19 protein-coding genes are annotated in these 17,414 nt (G+C 64.0%); 16 read left to right on the plus strand and 3 right to left on the minus strand.

The window, feature by feature from the left end; all coding sequences use genetic code 11:
- The first annotated feature begins 11 nt into the window (after nucleotides 1-11).
- The 7 genes from SB765_RS23030 (at nucleotide 12) to SB765_RS23060 (ending at nucleotide 5,558) form a co-directional block, all read left to right on the plus strand.
- Nucleotides 12-1,136 (plus strand): chemotaxis response regulator protein-glutamate methylesterase, encoded by a 1,125-nt coding sequence (locus SB765_RS23030; RefSeq protein ID WP_063423083.1) that lies wholly within the window; start codon nucleotides 12-14, stop codon nucleotides 1,134-1,136.
- Complete coding sequence (locus SB765_RS23035) at nucleotides 1,136-1,876, plus strand: flagellar motor protein (protein WP_043197155.1); 741 nt, start codon at nucleotides 1,136-1,138, stop codon at nucleotides 1,874-1,876. Before SB765_RS23030 ends, SB765_RS23035 begins: the two co-directional genes overlap by 1 nt.
- A 3-nt stretch (nucleotides 1,877-1,879) precedes the next feature.
- The gene (gene motD / locus SB765_RS23040; RefSeq protein ID WP_063423084.1) at nucleotides 1,880-2,737 is read left to right on the plus strand and encodes a flagellar motor protein MotD; all 858 of its coding nucleotides are present in this window, start codon (nucleotides 1,880-1,882) and stop codon (nucleotides 2,735-2,737) included.
- Nucleotides 2,738-2,956: 219 nt separating this feature from the next.
- Nucleotides 2,957-3,745, plus strand: coding sequence for a ParA family protein (locus tag SB765_RS23045; protein WP_016488407.1), 789 nt, complete (start codon nucleotides 2,957-2,959; stop codon nucleotides 3,743-3,745).
- Complete coding sequence (locus tag SB765_RS23050; RefSeq protein ID WP_341796415.1) at nucleotides 3,745-4,638, plus strand: CheW domain-containing protein; 894 nt, start codon at nucleotides 3,745-3,747, stop codon at nucleotides 4,636-4,638. The genes SB765_RS23045 and SB765_RS23050 overlap by 1 nt, the downstream gene beginning before the upstream one ends.
- A 43-nt stretch (nucleotides 4,639-4,681) precedes the next feature.
- The gene (locus tag SB765_RS23055) at nucleotides 4,682-5,161 is read left to right on the plus strand and encodes a chemotaxis protein CheW (protein WP_003254393.1); all 480 of its coding nucleotides are present in this window, start codon (nucleotides 4,682-4,684) and stop codon (nucleotides 5,159-5,161) included.
- Nucleotide 5,162: 1 nt separating this feature from the next.
- Complete coding sequence (locus SB765_RS23060; protein ID WP_016498573.1) at nucleotides 5,163-5,558, plus strand: DUF2802 domain-containing protein; 396 nt, start codon at nucleotides 5,163-5,165, stop codon at nucleotides 5,556-5,558.
- An 85-nt stretch (nucleotides 5,559-5,643) separates the two neighbouring features.
- On the opposite strand, the gene SB765_RS23065 is transcribed toward SB765_RS23060, so the two are convergent.
- The 3 genes from SB765_RS23065 to SB765_RS23075 form a co-directional block, all read right to left on the minus strand.
- Complete coding sequence (locus SB765_RS23065) at nucleotides 5,644-8,328, minus strand: dermonecrotic toxin domain-containing protein (RefSeq protein ID WP_410931995.1); 2,685 nt, start codon at nucleotides 8,326-8,328, stop codon at nucleotides 5,644-5,646.
- 69 nt (nucleotides 8,329-8,397) lie between these two features.
- Nucleotides 8,398-8,739: an EscU/YscU/HrcU family type III secretion system export apparatus switch protein gene (locus SB765_RS23070; RefSeq protein ID WP_341796413.1), complete on the minus strand. Its 342-nt coding sequence runs from the start codon at nucleotides 8,737-8,739 to the stop codon at nucleotides 8,398-8,400.
- Nucleotides 8,736-10,292 (minus strand): flagellar hook-length control protein FliK, encoded by a 1,557-nt coding sequence (locus SB765_RS23075; RefSeq protein WP_410931996.1) that lies wholly within the window; start codon nucleotides 10,290-10,292, stop codon nucleotides 8,736-8,738. The genes SB765_RS23070 and SB765_RS23075 overlap by 4 nt, the downstream gene beginning before the upstream one ends.
- 203 nt (nucleotides 10,293-10,495) lie before the next feature.
- On the opposite strand from SB765_RS23075, the gene ccmA reads away from it, so the two are divergent.
- From ccmA to ccmI, 9 genes are read left to right on the plus strand one after another with little or no spacing between them, the layout of a single operon-like run.
- Nucleotides 10,496-11,128: a cytochrome c biogenesis heme-transporting ATPase CcmA gene (gene ccmA, locus SB765_RS23080; protein ID WP_043197171.1), complete on the plus strand. Its 633-nt coding sequence runs from the start codon at nucleotides 10,496-10,498 to the stop codon at nucleotides 11,126-11,128.
- Nucleotides 11,125-11,793 carry a heme exporter protein CcmB gene (gene ccmB, locus SB765_RS23085; RefSeq protein WP_012051653.1) on the plus strand — a complete coding sequence of 223 codons (669 nt, stop codon included), beginning with the start codon at nucleotides 11,125-11,127 and terminating at the stop codon, nucleotides 11,791-11,793. Before ccmA ends, ccmB begins: the two co-directional genes overlap by 4 nt.
- Nucleotides 11,794-11,839: 46 nt before the next feature.
- Complete coding sequence (locus SB765_RS23090) at nucleotides 11,840-12,607, plus strand: heme ABC transporter permease (protein ID WP_016498579.1); 768 nt, start codon at nucleotides 11,840-11,842, stop codon at nucleotides 12,605-12,607.
- On the plus strand, nucleotides 12,604-12,780 hold the full coding sequence (gene ccmD, locus SB765_RS23095) for a heme exporter protein CcmD (RefSeq protein ID WP_012273475.1): 177 nt from the start codon (nucleotides 12,604-12,606) through the stop codon (nucleotides 12,778-12,780). The genes SB765_RS23090 and ccmD overlap by 4 nt, the downstream gene beginning before the upstream one ends.
- Nucleotides 12,777-13,232: a cytochrome c maturation protein CcmE gene (ccmE, locus tag SB765_RS23100; protein WP_341796410.1), complete on the plus strand. Its 456-nt coding sequence runs from the start codon at nucleotides 12,777-12,779 to the stop codon at nucleotides 13,230-13,232. Before ccmD ends, ccmE begins: the two co-directional genes overlap by 4 nt.
- On the plus strand, nucleotides 13,229-15,217 hold the full coding sequence (locus SB765_RS23105) for a heme lyase CcmF/NrfE family subunit (RefSeq protein ID WP_341796409.1): 1,989 nt from the start codon (nucleotides 13,229-13,231) through the stop codon (nucleotides 15,215-15,217). Before ccmE ends, SB765_RS23105 begins: the two co-directional genes overlap by 4 nt.
- The gene (locus SB765_RS23110; RefSeq protein ID WP_016498582.1) at nucleotides 15,214-15,750 is read left to right on the plus strand and encodes a DsbE family thiol:disulfide interchange protein; all 537 of its coding nucleotides are present in this window, start codon (nucleotides 15,214-15,216) and stop codon (nucleotides 15,748-15,750) included. Before SB765_RS23105 ends, SB765_RS23110 begins: the two co-directional genes overlap by 4 nt.
- Entirely contained in the window at nucleotides 15,747-16,223 is a 477-nt protein-coding gene (locus SB765_RS23115) for a cytochrome c-type biogenesis protein (protein ID WP_016498583.1), read from the plus strand. The genes SB765_RS23110 and SB765_RS23115 overlap by 4 nt, the downstream gene beginning before the upstream one ends.
- Nucleotides 16,216-17,412: a c-type cytochrome biogenesis protein CcmI gene (ccmI, locus tag SB765_RS23120; RefSeq protein ID WP_341796406.1), complete on the plus strand. Its 1,197-nt coding sequence runs from the start codon at nucleotides 16,216-16,218 to the stop codon at nucleotides 17,410-17,412. Before SB765_RS23115 ends, ccmI begins: the two co-directional genes overlap by 8 nt.
- Nucleotides 17,413-17,414 lie beyond the last annotated feature (2 nt).

Genomic DNA, 17,414 nt, shown 5'->3' on the forward strand with positions numbered 1-17,414 from the left:
ATGGAGTGTTTATGGCAGTCAAGGTCCTGGTGGTGGATGATTCCGGTTTCTTCCGCCGCCGTGTCTCGGAAATCCTCTCTGCGGATCCGACGATCCAGGTAGTAGGTACCGCGACCAATGGCAAGGAAGCAATCGACCAGGCGCTGGCGCTCAAGCCCGATGTCATCACCATGGACTACGAAATGCCCATGATGGACGGCATCACCGCGGTGCGGCACATCATGCAGCGCTGCCCGACGCCGGTATTGATGTTCTCCTCGCTGACCCACGAAGGCGCTCGCGTCACCCTCGACGCGCTGGATGCTGGCGCGGTGGATTACCTGCCGAAAAACTTTGAGGACATCTCGCGCAACCCCGACAAGGTCAAGCAGATGCTGTGCGAGAAGGTGCATACCATTTCGCGCAGCAACCGCCGCCTCGGCAGCTATGCCAGGCCGGCGCCGGTCGCCGCCCCTGTGCCCGCCAGCAGCCCTGCGCCGGCCAGCAGCTTCGCAAGCCCGGCGCCGGCCCGCCCTGCGGCGACTGCCCGTGCAGCGGCCCCGGCGGCGTCGCACTCGCCAGCCCCCAAGCGCAAACCTTACAAGCTGGTGGCCATCGGCACCTCCACGGGCGGCCCGGTGGCCCTGCAGCGGGTATTGACCCAGCTGCCGGCCAACTTCCCGGCGCCGATCGTGCTGATCCAGCACATGCCGGCGGCGTTCACCAAGGCCTTTGCCGAGCGCCTGGACAAGCTGTGCCGCATCAACGTGAAGGAAGCCGAGGACGGTGACATGCTGCGCCCAGGCCTGGCCCTGCTGGCCCCCGGCGGCAAGCAGATGATGATCGACGGCCGTGGCACGGTGAAGATCCTGCCCGGTGACGAGCGCCTGAACTACAAGCCGTGCGTGGACATCACCTTCGGCTCGGCAGCCAAGTCGTACGGTGACAAGGTGCTGTCGGTGGTGCTCACCGGCATGGGCGCCGATGGCCGCGAAGGTGCGCGCCTGCTCAAGCAGGGCGGCAGCACCGTGTGGGCCCAGGATGAAGCCAGCTGCGTGATCTATGGCATGCCCATGGCTATCGTCAAAGCCAACCTGGCGGACGCGGTGTACAGCCTGGACGAAATCGGCAAGCACCTGGTGGAGGCCTGCGTCTGATGGACGTCCTCAGCCTGATCGGCCTGATTCTCGCCTTTGTCGCCATCGTCGGTGGCAACTTCCTCGAAGGCGGCCATGTCGGCGCTCTGGTCAACGGCCCGGCGGCGCTGATCGTGCTGGGTGGCACCCTGGCGGCTGCCTTGTTGCAGTCGCCGCTGTCCTCCTTCAAGCGCGCCTTGCAGATCTTGCGCTGGATCCTGTTTCCGCCGCGGGTCGACCTGGCGGGTGGCATCGACCGCGTGGTGAACTGGAGCCTGACCGCGCGCAAGGAAGGCCTGCTGGGCCTGGAAGGCGTGGCCGATGCCGAGCCAGACCCGTATGCGCGCAAGGGCCTGCAGTTGCTGGTGGACGGCGCCGAGCCAGAAGCCATCCGCAGCATCCTTGAAGTCGACTTCCTGACCCAGGAAAGCCGTGACATCCAGGCGGCCAAGGTGTTCGAGAGCATGGGCGGCTATGCGCCGACCATCGGCATCATTGGTGCGGTAATGGGCCTGATCCACGTGATGGGCAACCTGGCCGACCCCTCGCAGCTGGGCAACGGCATCGCCGTGGCCTTCGTTGCCACCATCTACGGCGTGGCCAGCGCCAACCTGATCCTGCTGCCGGTCGCCAACAAGCTCAAGGCCAACGTCATGCGCCAGTCGCGCTACCGCGAGATGCTGCTTGAAGGCTTGTTGTCGATTGCCGAGGGTGAAAACCCGCGCTCGATCGAGTTGAAGCTGCAAGGCTTCATGGAGTAACCCATGCGTCGCCGTCGTCATACCGAGGAACACGAAAACCACGAACGCTGGCTGGTGTCGTACGCCGACTTCATCACCTTGCTGTTCGCCTTTTTCGTGGTGATGTACTCGATTTCCTCGATCAACGAGGGCAAGTACAAGGTTATTTCCCAGGCCTTGCTCGGGGTGTTCAACGACCCTGAGCGCAGCATGAAACCGATCCCCATCGGCGATGAGCAGCCGTTGAGTGTGCGTCCGGCAGAGCCGCTGGTCAAAGACAGCGAGCAGACCGAAGCGGGCCTGGCAGCGACCAATGTCGACCCGCTGAAAACCATCAGCGATGATGTGCGCGATGCCTTTGGCGACCTGATCAACAGCAACCAGATGACTGTGCGCGGCAACGAGTTGTGGATCGAGATCGAGCTGAATTCGTCGCTACTGTTCGGCAGTGGCGATGCCATGCCCAGCGACAAGGCATTTGCCATCATCGAAAAGGTGGCCAACATCCTCAAGCCGTTCGCCAACCCGGTGCATGTCGAAGGCTTTACCGACAACCTGCCGATCCGCACGGCGCAGTACCCGACCAACTGGGAGCTGTCGTCGGCGCGGGCGGCGAGTATCGTACGCCTGCTGGCCATGGAAGGGGTCAACCCGGCGCGCATGGCCTCGGTGGGTTACGGCGAGTACCAGCCGGTAGCCGGCAATGACACCGCCGAAGGCCGCGCACGTAACCGCCGGGTGGTACTGGTGATTTCGCGTAATCTGGAAGTGCGCCGCAGCCTGACCGGCTCGGGCAGTGCCCATGCCACGCCGGATGCCGCGTTGCGCCGGGCTGGCACACAAAGTGCACCTGCAACGCCAGCAACGGTGGCGGGGCAGTGATCCGTCAATTCCCCGTCGCTGCATTGTATTGAAAGTGACTCCGTCCCCTGTGGGAGCGGGCATGCCCGCGAAGTAGACGACGCGGTGGATGACACCGGCTGCGCCGGTGTTCGCGGCGGTTCGACGCTTCGATGAGCCCGCTCCCCCCAGGGATCGTGCCGGATCTTGGATAGTAGTTTCTACAGTGTCCCTGCCAAATCAATAGATAGAGTTTGCTTGATGAGAGTCTGGGCAGTAGCCAATCAAAAAGGTGGCGTCGGCAAGACCACCACCACCATCGCCCTGGCTGGCCTGCTGGCTGAGGCAGGCAAGCGCGTGGTCGTTGTCGACCTCGATCCGCACGGTTCGATGACCAGCTATTTCGGGCACAACCCCGATGCGCTGGAGCACAGCTGCTACGACCTGTTCCTGCACAAGGGCGCAGTGCCAGACGGCCTGCCCGGGCAGTTGCTGCTGCCCACCAGCGACGAGCGCATTTCGCTGTTGCCGTCGAGCACCGCACTGGCCGTGCTGGAGCGTCAGTCGCCGGGGCAGAATGGCCTGGGCCTGGTGATCGCCAAGAGTCTGGCGCAGCTGTGGCAGGATTTCGACTATGCCGTGATCGACAGCCCACCCTTGCTGGGCGTGTTGATGGTCAATGCCCTGGCGGCCAGCCAGCAGTTGGTGATTCCGGTGCAGACCGAGTTTTTGGCGGTGAAGGGCCTGGAACGCATGGTCGGCACCCTGGCCATGATCAACCGCTCGCGCAAGCAGGCGCTGCCGTACCAGATCGTGCCAACGCTGTTCGACCGCCGCACCCAGGCCTCCCTGGGCACACTCAAGCTACTGCGTGACACCTACGGCCAACAGGTTTGGCAGGGCTATATTCCGGTGGATACGCGCCTGCGCGATGCCAGCCGCAAGGGCGTCACGCCCTCGCAGTTCGACAGCAAGAGCCGCGGGTTGATTGCTTACCGGGCGCTGCTCAAGCACCTGCTGACCTACAAGACTGCAGTGCAGGTGGCCTGATGACCCAGACCCGACACACCAGCACCCGGCCGCAGATGGCCTTGCAGTCGTACCTCGATGGCCTGCTGCAGGAAGCCACCGAGGCCGAAGACCTGTTTGAGCCGCCAGCCGCGCAGGACGCGTTCGCCGAGGCGGTGCGTGAGGAACAGGCACGTGATGCCCGTCAGCTGGCCCGACCGGTACCCGCCGAAGCCCCTGCCAGCCTTGCCCCGCGGCCGTTTGCCGAACCCAGGCTGGCGGTGCTGCCCAGCGTCGTGCCAGTAGAGGCGCCGGTGGTGACGGTGGTCGAGCAGGAGGTGCTCGCCGAGGCCGCCATTCCGGTGCTGGTCGAAGAACAAACCGTGGAACCCGCAGTGCCGCTGGTCGACGTGCACCTGCCAGCGCCCAATCTCCCGGTGCCCCCGGCGACCGTCGACGGCCGCCCGGTGTGGGCGGCGGAGCCGTTCGAGTGCCTGCTGTTCGATGTCGCCGGCCTGACCCTGGCGGTGCCGTTGGTGTGCCTGGGCTCGATCTACAACCTGGCCGGCCAGGAGCTGACGCCGCTGTTCGGCCAGCCTGACTGGTTCCTGGGTATTTTGACCTGCCAGGCCGGCAACCTGAAGGTGCTGGACACCGCGCGTTGGGTAATGCCCGACCGCTACCGCGACGATTTTCGTCAAGGCCTGAATTACGTGATTTCCGTGCAAGGCTACGAATGGGGGCTGGCCGTGCATCAGGTCAGCCGCTCGTTGCGCCTGGACCCGTCCGAGATCAAGTGGCGTAGCCAGCGCGGCCAGCGCCCGTGGTTGGCCGGCACGGTGATTGAACACATGTGTGCACTGCTCGACGTCGCCGCACTGGCCGAGCTGATCGCCAGCGGCGCGGTCAAGCAGATGCACGCCAAACAGAAATGACACAGAACACAACCGCCAAACAGCGGATTTTGAGGGTAGGGGAATGAAAAAGTCGTCTGCACAAGGTTCCGAAGATCCGATCCTGCAGTGGGTTACCTTCCGTCTGGACAACGAGTCCTACGGCATCAACGTGATGCAGGTACAGGAAGTGCTGCGCTACACCGAGATCGCCCCGGTACCGGGCGCTCCAAGCTACGTGTTGGGCATCATCAACCTGCGCGGCAATGTGGTGACCGTGATCGACACCCGTCAGCGTTTTGGCCTGATGCCGACCGAGGTCACCGACAACACCCGTATCGTCATCATCGAAGCCGACAAGCAAGTGGTCGGCATTCTGGTCGACAGCGTGGCCGAAGTGGTTTACCTGCGCCAGTCCGAAATCGAAACCGCACCGAACGTGGGTAACGAAGAGTCGGCCAAGTTCATCCAGGGCGTGTGCAACAAGAATGGCGAACTGCTGATCCTGGTCGAGCTGGACAAGATGATGACCGAGGAAGAGTGGTCCGAGCTGGAGAATATCTGAGTTGATCCTACAGGTTGCTGTCATCTTCCTGGCGCTGGTCTGGGCGCTGAGCCTGTGGTTCTTCCTCAACTACAGCAAGCGCCAGCGCGAGCTGGCTGCGCAGCAAGCCGAGGGCGATGCGCTGCGTGACCAGCGCATCAAGGACCTGGCCAAGCGCCTGGACGACTACCAGAACGGTACCGTGCGCATGGGCGAGGCGCTGCACGAACTGAGCGTGACGATGGCCCCGCTGCCTGACAGGCTCCAGCAGTTGGAGCAGCGCGATCCCAACAACGTCACTTTCTCCCAGGCGGCCAAGCTGGTTGGCATGGGCGCCAGCGTGGCCGAGCTGACCGAAAGCTGCGGCCTTACCCAGGCCGAGGCGGAGCTGATGAGCAAGCTGCACCGCAGCGGCTGACCTGGGTTACAGGCCTGCCTGGCCGCACCGGAGCAGGGGCTGATCCTGTATCGCGCTGCGGGTCAGGTAACTCAGGACGCCGACCTCAGGGTTTGCCCCAAGAGTGGTAGTTGCCGATGGTTGCCACGCTACCCAGTGCCTGGTCGTTGTTGCGCGCCTGGGCAATGGGGAAGGCCAGGTTTTCCGTGAGAGCGCGATAAGTGGTCTGCGGAATCGACTCCAGCTTGCTTAGTTGCCGCAGGAACTGCAGCCTGGGTAGATGCCGAGCAACTACATCGTTGAGCAAGCCAGGCCCGGTCATCCTGCTCAATTCCTTGGCGTAGGCTGCGTAACCGTGGGTGCCTGCCAGTGGCCTGATGTCGTAGAACGATAGATTGCTGCGGTAGCGTGCATCCATCTCTGCAGAAATTGCGCGCAGGGTCGGGTTGTTGGCATGGCTGCCGATCATGTTGCTGTTGTAGTCACAATGCATGCCCAGCAGCTCGTTGTTCACCGGGCTGCCGAGGACCAGGCCATCAGGCGTGGTTTTCAAGGCTACCGAGCTGATCATGGCGAAGCTGTCGGGGTTGTCTTCGAAGCTGCGCAGCGTGTCGTCGACGTCCATGTAGATTCCGCCCTCCGAATGGAGTAACGGGTAGCGCAGTACGTCGGAGGCAGACGCGAAGTTTGCCCCGTTACTGTCCAGTGCCTGGCGGTACTGATGGTAGTAGTCAGTTTGCTCGAAGGCCGCGTAGAAGGGCTGCTCTTCCAGGGTTTTGATCTGAACGTTCGAAGCAGCGGTCAACTTTGCGCGGTTTTTCATGAAGGCTTTAGGGTTGGACTTCGACAGGTAGAACTCATAGGTAAAGCCTGTACCCTCAAGGCGTTTGGCATTGCTCGCGATGTTCTCCACCAGCTCATCGGGGATGCTCTTCCCGCCGACCCAGATGCTGAGGATTTTCTTGGGCAGTGGGGTTACTTCCGAGCTGTTGACCACAGGCACACTGAGCGGCAGTTGCAGGTCGACGTCCAGATTACGTAGCGTGTACATGCGCATTGCATCGCTGGCGCCACGCGTGGCCGGGTTGACCTGATACAGATCGCGCGTGCCCGCGTGTACCTGATAGTAATTCGGCAGGACTTCGTTGGCATCCTCCTGGAGGATGAAGGCATCGTTTTCAGTGTCATACAGTACCTGGACTTCGTTGCCGTCCTTGAGCGCCAGCAGCGGGTTGGTACCCGTTGCCCGATTCAAGGGTCCCCTGGCAATCCGCGTGGCTTCCACAGGTGGCTCGGCTGGCACGAAAAAGTCTGCCAGTATTTCTTCAGGTAGCCGGGGAGGGCTGTTGGGGCTCAGGGGGTAGCCCCATTGATCGTTAAGACGCGTGGGCAGGACGAAGCGCGAGCTTTTGCCTGGGAACAGCATTCGCAGGTCGTCTGCAGGGAGCAAGGCCAGTGGGGCGGCATTAAGCAGGCCGAAGGCGATGTTGCTCACACCAGCGTCCTTGTCTGCAAGGGTCTTGCCGTTGATCGCCTGATCGAGCCCCAGGCCAAATTGCGCGACACCGCCGGCTGCCAGCAGCGGGATCAGCTCGGGAACCACCAGCGCCAGTGGTGCCAGCAGGTTGATCGACGCCACCAGGTAGCCGCGCCAGCGAGCCTTGGTCACCTGCGCATCGCTGGTGATGATGAAATCGGCATCGGCATAGCTGCGCTCGCGCTGGCGTTGGGTGAGGGCTGTGAACAGATCACCTGCGAGCAACGGGCTGTAGTGGCCGGCCTTGTAGTTGATGTACTCGCGGGGGGGCCAGGGGCCGTCGACGGTGAAGCCTGCGCGGTTGGGCGATCGGTGGTGAAAACCGGGGTAGGCGCCAAGGCCCGCCAGCGCGGTATCCAGCCCACTGAAGTCCAGGCCATCGGGGGTGTCGGCCAGTTTGAAGTACTGGCGCAGGCGCAGGCGTTTTTCGTCGTCGCGGCACTGTTCGGCGAACCAGTCTTGCATGGCAGCCATACCGTCGAACTCATGCAAGGGAGATGCATTGCCTGGCAGGTACAGCAGTACTTTTGGCTGTGCCTCGTCTGTGATGCAGATCAGGTCGGTGGCTGCGTAGCCGTAAACGTTCAAAGGCCTTGCCTGCAAACCGGGTGCTTTTGCCATCAGCCCCGCCACTTGCCAGGCCATCTGGCGGCCTGCATCGCTCAACGAGCCTTCCTGGACCTGCTTGTTGCAGGCGGCCATGAAGCTGATCTGCATTGACTGCCGGTGGGTTTGTTCAGCCTGTTGCCAGTAATTGTCGAGCATGCCGACGAAGCGGGTGTGAAAGTCCAGGTCCCAGATGAATTGCTGCATGGCCTCGACGTCGACCGCCAGGTGTGTACTGCTGTCGTAGCGGGCCGGGGTCGTGCGTGGGAACAGGCCGTTGAACACCGAGAAACGGGCGCTGTTGTCAAACACCCCAGGTTCGGGCAGGCGCTCGACGATAGTCAGCGGGCCATCTGGCAACGTGCCTGCCCAGTGGCCAGGGAGCAACTGGCCGATCAGGTTCTTGGCTGTTTCACCCTGCCAGTCTGAAAGCGTCGCTTGGGTAAGTGAAAGGCGCTGGACGATGACTGCCTGATTGCCACGGTAGTGCAGGGTGACTACGTCGGTCTGGTCGGGGTCAAGGTCATGGCCCTGCTGCGTCAGCCATTGGTGGATCGCACGGCTGGCTTCGCGGTCAGGGCGGGGGATATGGCTCAGGTGGTCGCGAACGTACTGCACGGCGGCGGCGTTGATGCGGCTTGTGGACATGGTGTTCACCTTGCTCATTGACAGGAATGGCAAGGCTGAACGGCTGACGCCGACGGCGGTGGTAGATAACTACCGGTGGTTTGCCGGCGGCAGCAGTGCGGTGACCGGAGTGATGTCGCGCGGCGCCTCGGCTTCGTCGCTGAAACCGGCGGGCACCTTGCCCCGCAGTTGCCAGGCGAAGGCAATGATCTCGGCAATGGTCAGGTACAGTGCCTCCGGGATCTGCTCGCCCAGTTCCAGGCGTGCCAGCAGGCGCACCAGTTCGGCGTTTTCGTAGATCGGCACGTCATGCTCGCGGGCCAGGGCCAGGATGGCCTCGGCCAGCGCATCGTCACCTTTGGCGGTGAGGGTTGGGGCCTGCTGGCCGTCGTAGGTCAGGGCAATGGCCTGGCGGAGTGGTTTCTGTGTCATGCGTTTTCGTCTACCCAGCGTTGCTCAACCCGTGTGCGCGGGCCTTGAGGGGGGATGCCCGGGTGGCATTCCAGGTCGCCAACCTCCAGACCCCGCTCCAGCAGGCGCTGGCGCAATGCACCGAGCTGGCTGTCGATCAGCTTTGCGGTTTGTTCGCGCTCTGCCCACAGGTGCCCGCTCAGGCGGCCTTGGCTGAACTGCGCCTGTACTTGCAGTGGGCCGAGAGGTGAAAGGTCGAAGGCCAGTTCGATGCGCCACAGGGCTTGCAGAGGGTCCTGTGCTTCGGGTTGGCGGTCTGCCTGCTGTTGCGGGGTTTCTTCACGCTGCAGTTTGACCTGCAATGGGATGAACTCCTGGCCGTGGCGGATCGGCACTTCAGTTTGCCAGGTGGTCTGCAGATTGCCGTTTTCCAGCGTGCCGGTTTGTTGCAGGCTGCTCATGGCATGGCTTTGCAGGCGCGAGATGGCCGCAGCGGCCAGGCGCAGCAGTTGTTGCAGGTCGCCTTCGTCTTCCATGGCCTTGAGCAGGCGCGAGGGCAGGGGGAACGCCCCTGGCTGCGGCTTGGGGCTGACCCGTTCGAGCATGCCCAGCGCGCTGCGGGCCAGCGCCGGCATGGTCACGGCCAGGCTGGCGGGCGCGAGGTTGGGCGTGCCGGGTGCGTTGGCCGGGGCCTGAGTGATCAGGCGCAGCAGGTGGGCCTTCAGGTCTGTGGCCACGCTGGCAGGAAAGCCGCCCAGCAGTTTCGCTTCAAGGAAAGTGCCGCTGTTGTTCAGGGCCTGGGCCACGGCCTTGGCGTCGCCCAGCTGGCGGGCGTCTGGCAGGCCGGCCAGCAGGCGCTCGGCGCTGGCACGCAGGTCGCCATCGACGCCCGGGTCGCGGGTGAGCTGTTGCAGGGCGTTGAGCAGGCCGGGCAGCGAGGCCTGGCGGTTTTGCTGGGTCAGCAGTTGCTGGGCAATGCTGAGCTGGTCCTGCCTGCCGCTAAGCGGGACAAAGCGCAGCGACTGGTCGCCCTGCACCAGTGCGCTGAGCAGGCTGCCAATGGCCAGCGGGCGCGGGCTGTCGATGCTAAGGGTGGAGCCGGCCTGGGCAGTGTTGAGCAGGCTGACCAGCGCCCGGTAGCTCGCCGGTTGCCCAGGCGCCTGGGCCAATGCCTGGTTGGTCAGGACCTTGCCTTGCAGCAGCGTGCCGACGGGCACTTTGCTGGTATCCAGGCGAGTGAGGGTGGTGATCTGGCTGGCGTTGGCCTGCTGCAGCATGATTGCCAGGCGGTTGCTCTCGGTCTGGCTGACAGTGACCTGGCTGCCTTGGGGCAAGGGCTGGCTGGCGCTGGCTTGCAGTTGGGTCTGTACGCCGTTGGCCTGTATCAACCGCAGCACCAGCTGGAAGTCCTGGCCCGTCTGGCGCAACGACACGACCTCGGCCTGTGCGGTCTCGCCGGGTGCCAGCAGGCCGGGCTGCGCCTGGATCAGGCGCAGCAGTTCGCCGGTCATGCCCGCCTTCATGGCTTGGCTGTTGATCGCGGTTTGTGCGCCGAGACTATTGATTTCAGTCATGATTGTATACAACCTGTCGGACCCGGCCTCTTGGCAGCGCGGTGGCGCGTGTAATAATGCCGACCGCCCGTGGTTGCCAGTATAACGGCAGCGCGCGGGGCGACTTGAGACACAAGGGTTCTGGAGCGGCGTCGCCTGCTTCGCGGGCAAGCCCGCGAAACAGGCGACGCCGGCCCGAAGCCCTACAAAGATAAGGCGAAACCGTGACCCTTCACCTCCAAGCTGCGGGCCTGGCCTGCGAGCGCGACTGGCGCCTGCTGTTCGAGCAGCTCGATTTCGAGCTGGGCGCCGGCGACATGCTGCAGATCAGCGGCCCCAACGGCAGCGGCAAGACCAGTTTGCTGCGGCTGCTGGCCGGGTTGATGCAACCCACCGCCGGGCAGATATTGCTGGGCGGCAAGCCCCTGGCCGAGCAGCGCCATGCCCTGGCCAGCATTCTGCTGTGGATCGGTCACGCCGCGGGCATCAAGGACCTGCTCACCGCCGAGGAAAACCTCACCTGGCTGTGCGCCCTGCACCAGCCGGCCAGCCGCGAGGCGATCTGGGCGGCGCTGGAGGCTGTCGGTTTGCGCGGTTTCGAAGACGTACCCTGCCATACCCTGTCGGCCGGTCAGCAGCGCCGCGTGGCCCTGGCCCGGCTGCACCTGGCCAGCCCGCCGCTGTGGATTCTCGACGAGCCGTTCACTGCCCTGGACAAGCAAGGCGTAGCGCAGCTCGAAGCGCACCTGGCGGCCCACTGCGAGCAGGGTGGCACGGTGGTGCTGACCACCCACCATACGCTGGAACGCAAGCCCTCCGGTTACCGTGAACTGAACCTGGGGCAATGGGCGGCATGAGCGTATTCATCCTGTTGTTGCGTCGCGAAGCGCGCCTGCTGTTCCGTCGTCCTGCCGAGCTGGCCAACCCGCTGGTGTTCTTCGCCATCGTCGTGGCCATGTTCCCGCTGGCAGTCGGCCCCGAAAGCCAATTGTTGCAAACCTTGTCGCCGGGCCTGGTCTGGGTAGCGGCGCTGCTGGCAGTGCTGCTGTCGCTGGACGGCTTGTTCCGCAGCGATTTCGAGGATGGCTCGCTGGAACAGTGGGTGCTGTCGCCGCACCCGCTGGCGCTGCTGGTGCTGGCCAAGGTGCTGGCGCACTGGATCTTTTCCGGGCTGGCGCTGGTATTGTTGGCGCCGCTACTGGCGCTGATGCTGGGGCTGCCGAGCCATTGCCTGCCGGTGCTGCTCGGCTCCCTGCTGCTGGGCACACCGGTACTGAGCCTGCTGGGCGCGGTAGGTGCGGCGCTGACAGTCGGTCTGAAGCGCGGTGGTTTGTTACTGGCGTTGCTGATTCTGCCGTTGTATATCCCTGTATTGATCCTGGGCAGTGGCGCGTTGCAAGCGGCGTTGCAAAATATGCCCGCAACCGGCCACCTGCTCTGGCTCGCCAGCCTGACGGCCCTGGCCGTTACCCTGGCACCCTTTGCGATAGCGGCCGGCCTGAAGATCAGCGTCGGCGAATAACGAGTCCCGGGCTTTCAAGCCCGGCAAATACCCTGGATGTACCCTGATGAAAATAAGCTGGACGTGGTTCCACAAGCTGGGCTCCCCGAAATGGTTCTATGCCATCAGCGGCCGTATGCTGCCATGGCTGGCCGGCGCTGCCGTGCTCCTGTTGCTGGTCGGTATCACCTGGGGCCTGGCGTTCGCCCCTCAGGACTACCAGCAAGGCAACAGCTTCCGCATCATCTACATTCATGTGCCGGCGGCGATGCTGGCGCAGTCCTGCTACGTGCTGCTGGCGGTCGCCGGGGTAGTGGGGCTGGTGTGGAAGATGAAACTGGCCGACGTCGCCCTGCAATGTGCCGCGCCCATCGGCGCCTGGATGACCGCCGTGGCGCTGGTTACCGGCGCCATCTGGGGCAAGCCGACCTGGGGCAGTTGGTGGGTGTGGGACGCCCGCCTTACGTCCATGCTCATCCTGCTGTTCCTGTACTTCGGCATTATTGCGCTGGGCCAGGCAATCAGTAATCGTGACAGTGCGTCCAAGGCCTGTGCGGTGCTGGCGATTGTCGGCGTGGTCAACATCCCGATCATCAAGTACTCGGTGGAGTGGTGGAACACCCTGCATCAGGGCGCGACCTTCACCCTGACCGAAAAACCGGCGATGCCCGCAGAAATGTGGTTGCCGCTGCTGTGCACGGCGTTGGGTTTCTACTGTTTCTTCGGTGCTGTGCTGTTGCTTCGCATGCGCCTTGAAGTGCTCAAGCGCGAGGCGCGCGCCAGTTGGGTCAGGGACGAAGTGTTGAACAGCCTGGGGCGGAGGAGCGCACAATGAGCTTTGCCACCTTCGGTGATTTTCTCGCCATGGGCCACCATGGCCTGTACGTGTGGTCGGCCTATGGCATCTGCCTGGCGGTGCTGGCGCTGAATGTCGCTGCGCCGCTGTTGGCCCGCCGTCGCTACCTGCAAGAAGAGGCGCGCCGTTTGCGCCGGGAGAACAACCAGTGAATCCGCAGCGCAAGAAACGCCTGTTGCTCATCGTCGGCCTGCTGGCCGGCGTCGGGGTTGCCGTCGGCTTTGCCTTGAGCGCATTGCAGCAGAACATCAACCTGTTCTACACACCGACCCAGATCGCCAACGGCGAAGCGCCGCTGGACACCCGCATCCGTGCTGGCGGCATGGTCGAGAAGGGCTCGGTGCAGCGCTCGTCCGACTCGCTGGACGTGCGCTTTGTGGTCACCGACTTCAACAAGTCGGTGCCAATCACCTACCGCGGCATCCTGCCCGACCTGTTCCGCGAAGGGCAGGGCATCGTCGCCTTGGGCAAGGTCAACGCCGAAGGCGTGGTGGTGGCCGATGAAGTACTGGCCAAGCACGATGAGAAGTACATGCCGCCCGAGGTCAGCAAGGCCCTGAAGGAAAGCGGCCAGGCCGCCACCGGTACGGAGGCCAAGCCATGAATGCGGCACTGGTAATCCCTGAACTCGGCCAGCTGGCGATGATTCTGGCCATCTGCTTTGCCGCCGTGCAGGCCAGTGTGCCGCTGCTCGGCGCCTGGCGTGGCGACAGCCTGTGGATGAGCCTGGCGCGCCCGGCGGCGTGGGGGCAATTCGCCTTCCTGGCCTTTGCCTTCGCCTGTTTGACCCATGCCTTCATGACCGACAACTTCTCCGTCGCCTATGTGGCCAGCAACTCCAACAGCGCCTTGCCGTGGTACTACAAGTTCAGCGCCGTATGGGGCGCCCACGAAGGTTCGTTGCTGCTGTGGGCGTTTATCCTGGGCGGCTGGACCTTTGCCGTGTCGGTGTTCTCGCGTCAGTTGCCGCAGGTGATGCTGGCTCGCGTGCTGGCGGTGATGGGCATGATCAGCGTCGGCTTCCTGAGCTTCCTGATCATCACCTCCAACCCGTTTCAGCGCCTGCTGCCGCAAGTGCCCACCGACGGCCGCGACCTCAACCCGCTGCTGCAGGACTTCGGCCTGATCGTTCACCCGCCGATGCTGTACATGGGCTACGTGGGCTTCTCGGTGGCCTTTGCCTTCGCCATTGCCGCCTTGCTCGGTGGCCGCCTGGACGCTGCCTGGGCGCGCTGGTCGCGGCCTTGGACCATCGTCGCCTGGGCCTTCCTGGGGGTTGGCATCACCCTGGGCTCGTGGTGGGCCTACTATGAGCTGGGCTGGGGTGGCTGGTGGTTCTGGGACCCGGTGGAAAACGCCTCGTTCATGCCCTGGCTGGTGGGCACGGCGCTGATCCACTCGCTGGCGGTGACCGAAAAACGTGGGGTGTTCAAAAGCTGGACCGTGCTGCTGGCTATTGCCGCATTCTCGCTGAGCCTGCTGGGTACCTTCCTGGTGCGCTCTGGCGTGCTGACCTCGGTGCACGCGTTTGCCGCCGACCCGTCGCGGGGCATTTTCATCCTGTTCTTCCTGTTGTTCGTGGTCGGTGGTTCGCTCACCCTCTTCGCCCTGCGCGCACCGGTGGTCAAGAGCCAGGTCGGCTTCGCCCTGTGGTCCCGCGAGACGCTGCTGCTGGCCAACAACCTGGTTCTGGTGGTGGCCGCGTCGATGATTCTGCTCGGCACGCTGTACCCGCTGGTGCTTGATGCCCTGACCGGGGCCAAGCTGTCGGTGGGTCCGCCGTATTTCGATGCCTTGTTCCTGCCGCTGATGGCGCTGCTCATGGTGGTAATGAGCGTGGGCGTGCTGGTGCGCTGGAAGGACACCCCGGGCAAATGGCTGATCAGCATGATCACCCCTGTGCTGATCGGCAGTGCCATCCTTGCCCCGGTTGCCGGTTTTATCGTTGACGACTTCGACTGGCCGACCCTGACCGCCTTCGCCCTGGCGGCCTGGGTGGTACTCGGCGGGCTGCGCGACATCCTCGACAAGACCCGTCACAAAGGCCTGCTGAGGGGCCTGCCTGGCCTGGGACGCAGCTACTGGGGCATGCAACTGGCACACCTGGGCCTGGCGGTGTGTGCGCTGGGCGTGGTGCTGTCGAGCAACAACAGCGCCGAACGCGACCTGCGCATGGCCCCGGGCGAAAGCGTGGAGCTGGGTGGGTATCACTTCCTGTTCCAGGGCGCCAAGCACTTCGAGGGGCCGAACTTCATCTCCGACAAAGGTACCGTCGTGGTCAGCCGTGATGGCCGTGAAGTGACTACCCTGCACCCGGAAAAGCGCCTGTACACCGTGCAGCAGTCGATGATGACCGAAGCTGGCATCGATGCCGGCTTTACCCGCGACCTTTACGTTGCCCTGGGCGAGCCGCTGGAAAACGGCGCCTGGGCGGTGCGTGTGCACATCAAGCCCTATGTCCGCTGGATCTGGCTGGGCGGTCTGCTGACCGGCCTGGGCGGGTTGCTGGCGGCACTCGACCGGCGCTACCGCGTCAAGGTCAAGACCCGGGTGCGTGATGCCCTGGGCGTGTCTGGAGCAGCTGCATGAAGCGTTGGATCATGGTAGTCCCCCTGGCAGTGTTCCTGCTGGTGGCGGTGTTTCTCTACAAGGGGCTGTTTCTCAAGCCCGACGAGCTGCCGTCGGCAATGATCGGCAAACCGTTCCCGGTGTTTTCCCTGGCTTCGACCCAGGGCGACCGCACCCTGACCCAGGCCGACTTGCAGGGTCGCCCCGCACTGGTCAACGTGTGGGCCACCTGGTGCCCGTCGTGCAAGGTCGAGCACCCGTACCTGAACCAGCTGGCGCAGCAGGGCGTGGTGATCCACGGGGTCAACTACAAGGACGACAACGCCGCCGCGCAGAAATGGCTGGCCGAGTTCCACAACCCGTACCAGCTGGACATCCGTGACGAGCAGGGCAGCCTGGGCCTGGACCTTGGGGTGTACGGCGCGCCGGAAACCTTCCTGATCGACGCCAAGGGCATCATCCGCTACAAGCACGTGGGCATTGTCGATGCAACTGTCTGGCGTGAGCAGCTGGCGCCGCTGTACCAGGGCCTGGTCGACGAGGCCAGGCCATGAGGCGCTGGCTGGCAGCTGCCGTGCTGGGCATGAGCCTGGCCGGCGTGGCCAAGGCGGCCATCGACACGTACCAGTTCCGCGACGACGCCGAGCGCGAACGCTACCAGCAGTTGACCAAGGAACTGCGTTGCCCCAAGTGCCAGAACCAGGACATTGCCGACTCAAACGCGCCGATTGCTGCCGACCTGCGCCGCGAGATCTTCCGCATGCTTGGCGAAGGCAAGAGCAACCAGCAGATCGTCGACTTCATGGTCGACCGCTATGGTGACTTTGTGCGCTACAAACCGGCACTCAGCGGGCGTACCTGGCTGTTGTGGTTCGGCCCGGGCATCCTGTTGGTCGGTGGTTTTGCGGTGCTGGCGGTGATCGTGCGCCGACGCCGTGGTACGGCTTTGCCGGGCAACAATGAGCTTTCCGTCGAAGAACGCGAGCGACTCGCCAAACTGCTGGAAAAAGAACAGACCCATGACTGAATTCTGGCTTAGCGCGGGCCTGCTGCTGCTCGCCGCCCTCAGCTTTTTGCTGATCCCGATCCTGCGTGGCCGTGGCCGCCAGCAGGAAGAAGACCGTACCGCCCTGAACGTGGCCCTGTACCAGGAGCGCGTCGCCGAACTGGCTGCCCAGCAGGCTGCCGGTGTGCTCGATGCGGCGCAGTTGACCAAGGGCCGTGACGAGGCTGCCCGTGAGCTGCTGGCCGATACCGAAGGCGCCGAAGCCCCGCGCCAAGGCCATCTGGGCAAAGCCCTGCCGCTGCTGGCTGCAGTGCTGGTACCGCTGATGGCGCTGGGGCTGTACCTCCATTTTGGCGCCGCAGACAAAGTGGCGCTGACCCAGGAATTCGCCGAGGCGCCCAAGTCGATGGAAGAAATGACCACGCGCCTGGAGCGTGTGGTCCAGGCCCAGCCGGAGTCGGCAGAGGCCCTGTACTTCCTGGGCCGTGCCTACATGGCCGAGCAGCGCCCGGCCGATGCTGCGCGTACCTTCGAGCGTTCGGTCGCCTTGGCTGGCCGCCAGCCCGAGCTGCTCGGCCAGTGGGCCCAGGCCCTGTACTTTGCCGCCGACAAGCAGTGGAACCCGCAGTTGCAGGCACTGACGGATGAAGCGCTGAAGGCCGACCCCAACGAAGTGACCAGCCTGGGCCTGCGCGGTATTGCTGCCTTCGAAGGCGAGCGTTACCAGGAAGCCATCGACTACTGGAAGCGCCTGCTGGCGCAACTGCCGGAAGGCGATGCCTCGCGTGCGGCCCTGCAAGGCGGCATCGACCGCGCTGCCGAACGCCTGGGTGGCCCGGCAGGGCAGGCTGCAGAGCCCGCGCCGGTGGCTGCGCGGCTGAAAGTACGGGTGGAACTGGCGGCGGCATTGAAGGACAAGGTAAAACCGGACGATACGGTGTTCATCTTCGCTCGCGCCAGCAATGGCCCGCCCATGCCGTTGGCAGCCAAGCGGGTGACGGTAGCGCAGTTGCCGATCGAAGTGGAGTTGTCCGATGCTGACGCGATGATGCCGCAGATGAAACTGTCGCAATTTGCCGAAGTCCAACTGGTTGCACGTGTTTCCCGCGCTGGCCAGCCTACCCGCGGCGAGTGGATTGGCCAGGGCGCGCCGTTGCCCAGTGCCACCCAGGCTACCCAGCACCTGACCATCGACAGCCCAGACCCGTAAGA

The sequence above is a fragment of the Pseudomonas sp. SIMBA_067 genome (assembly GCF_046534675.1).
Taxonomy (GTDB): domain Bacteria; phylum Pseudomonadota; class Gammaproteobacteria; order Pseudomonadales; family Pseudomonadaceae; genus Aquipseudomonas; species Aquipseudomonas putida.

Coding starts and splice junctions, on each gene's coding strand:
- SB765_RS23030 (WP_063423083.1), top strand. CDS start 12: ATGGCAGTCAAGGTCCTGGTGGTGGATGATTCCGGTTTCTTCCGCCGC.
- SB765_RS23035 (WP_043197155.1), top strand. CDS start 1,136: ATGGACGTCCTCAGCCTGATCGGCCTGATTCTCGCCTTTGTCGCCATC.
- motD (WP_063423084.1), top strand. CDS start 1,880: ATGCGTCGCCGTCGTCATACCGAGGAACACGAAAACCACGAACGCTGG.
- SB765_RS23045 (WP_016488407.1), top strand. CDS start 2,957: ATGAGAGTCTGGGCAGTAGCCAATCAAAAAGGTGGCGTCGGCAAGACC.
- SB765_RS23050 (WP_341796415.1), top strand. CDS start 3,745: ATGACCCAGACCCGACACACCAGCACCCGGCCGCAGATGGCCTTGCAG.
- SB765_RS23055 (WP_003254393.1), top strand. CDS start 4,682: ATGAAAAAGTCGTCTGCACAAGGTTCCGAAGATCCGATCCTGCAGTGG.
- SB765_RS23065 (WP_410931995.1), bottom strand. CDS start 8,328: ATGTCCACAAGCCGCATCAACGCCGCCGCCGTGCAGTACGTTCGCGAC.
- SB765_RS23070 (WP_341796413.1), bottom strand. CDS start 8,739: ATGACACAGAAACCACTCCGCCAGGCCATTGCCCTGACCTACGACGGC.
- SB765_RS23075 (WP_410931996.1), bottom strand. CDS start 10,292: ATGACTGAAATCAATAGTCTCGGCGCACAAACCGCGATCAACAGCCAA.
- ccmB (WP_012051653.1), top strand. CDS start 11,125: ATGAGCGTATTCATCCTGTTGTTGCGTCGCGAAGCGCGCCTGCTGTTC.
- SB765_RS23090 (WP_016498579.1), top strand. CDS start 11,840: ATGAAAATAAGCTGGACGTGGTTCCACAAGCTGGGCTCCCCGAAATGG.
- ccmD (WP_012273475.1), top strand. CDS start 12,604: ATGAGCTTTGCCACCTTCGGTGATTTTCTCGCCATGGGCCACCATGGC.
- SB765_RS23105 (WP_341796409.1), top strand. CDS start 13,229: ATGAATGCGGCACTGGTAATCCCTGAACTCGGCCAGCTGGCGATGATT.
- SB765_RS23110 (WP_016498582.1), top strand. CDS start 15,214: ATGAAGCGTTGGATCATGGTAGTCCCCCTGGCAGTGTTCCTGCTGGTG.
- SB765_RS23115 (WP_016498583.1), top strand. CDS start 15,747: ATGAGGCGCTGGCTGGCAGCTGCCGTGCTGGGCATGAGCCTGGCCGGC.
- ccmI (WP_341796406.1), top strand. CDS start 16,216: ATGACTGAATTCTGGCTTAGCGCGGGCCTGCTGCTGCTCGCCGCCCTC.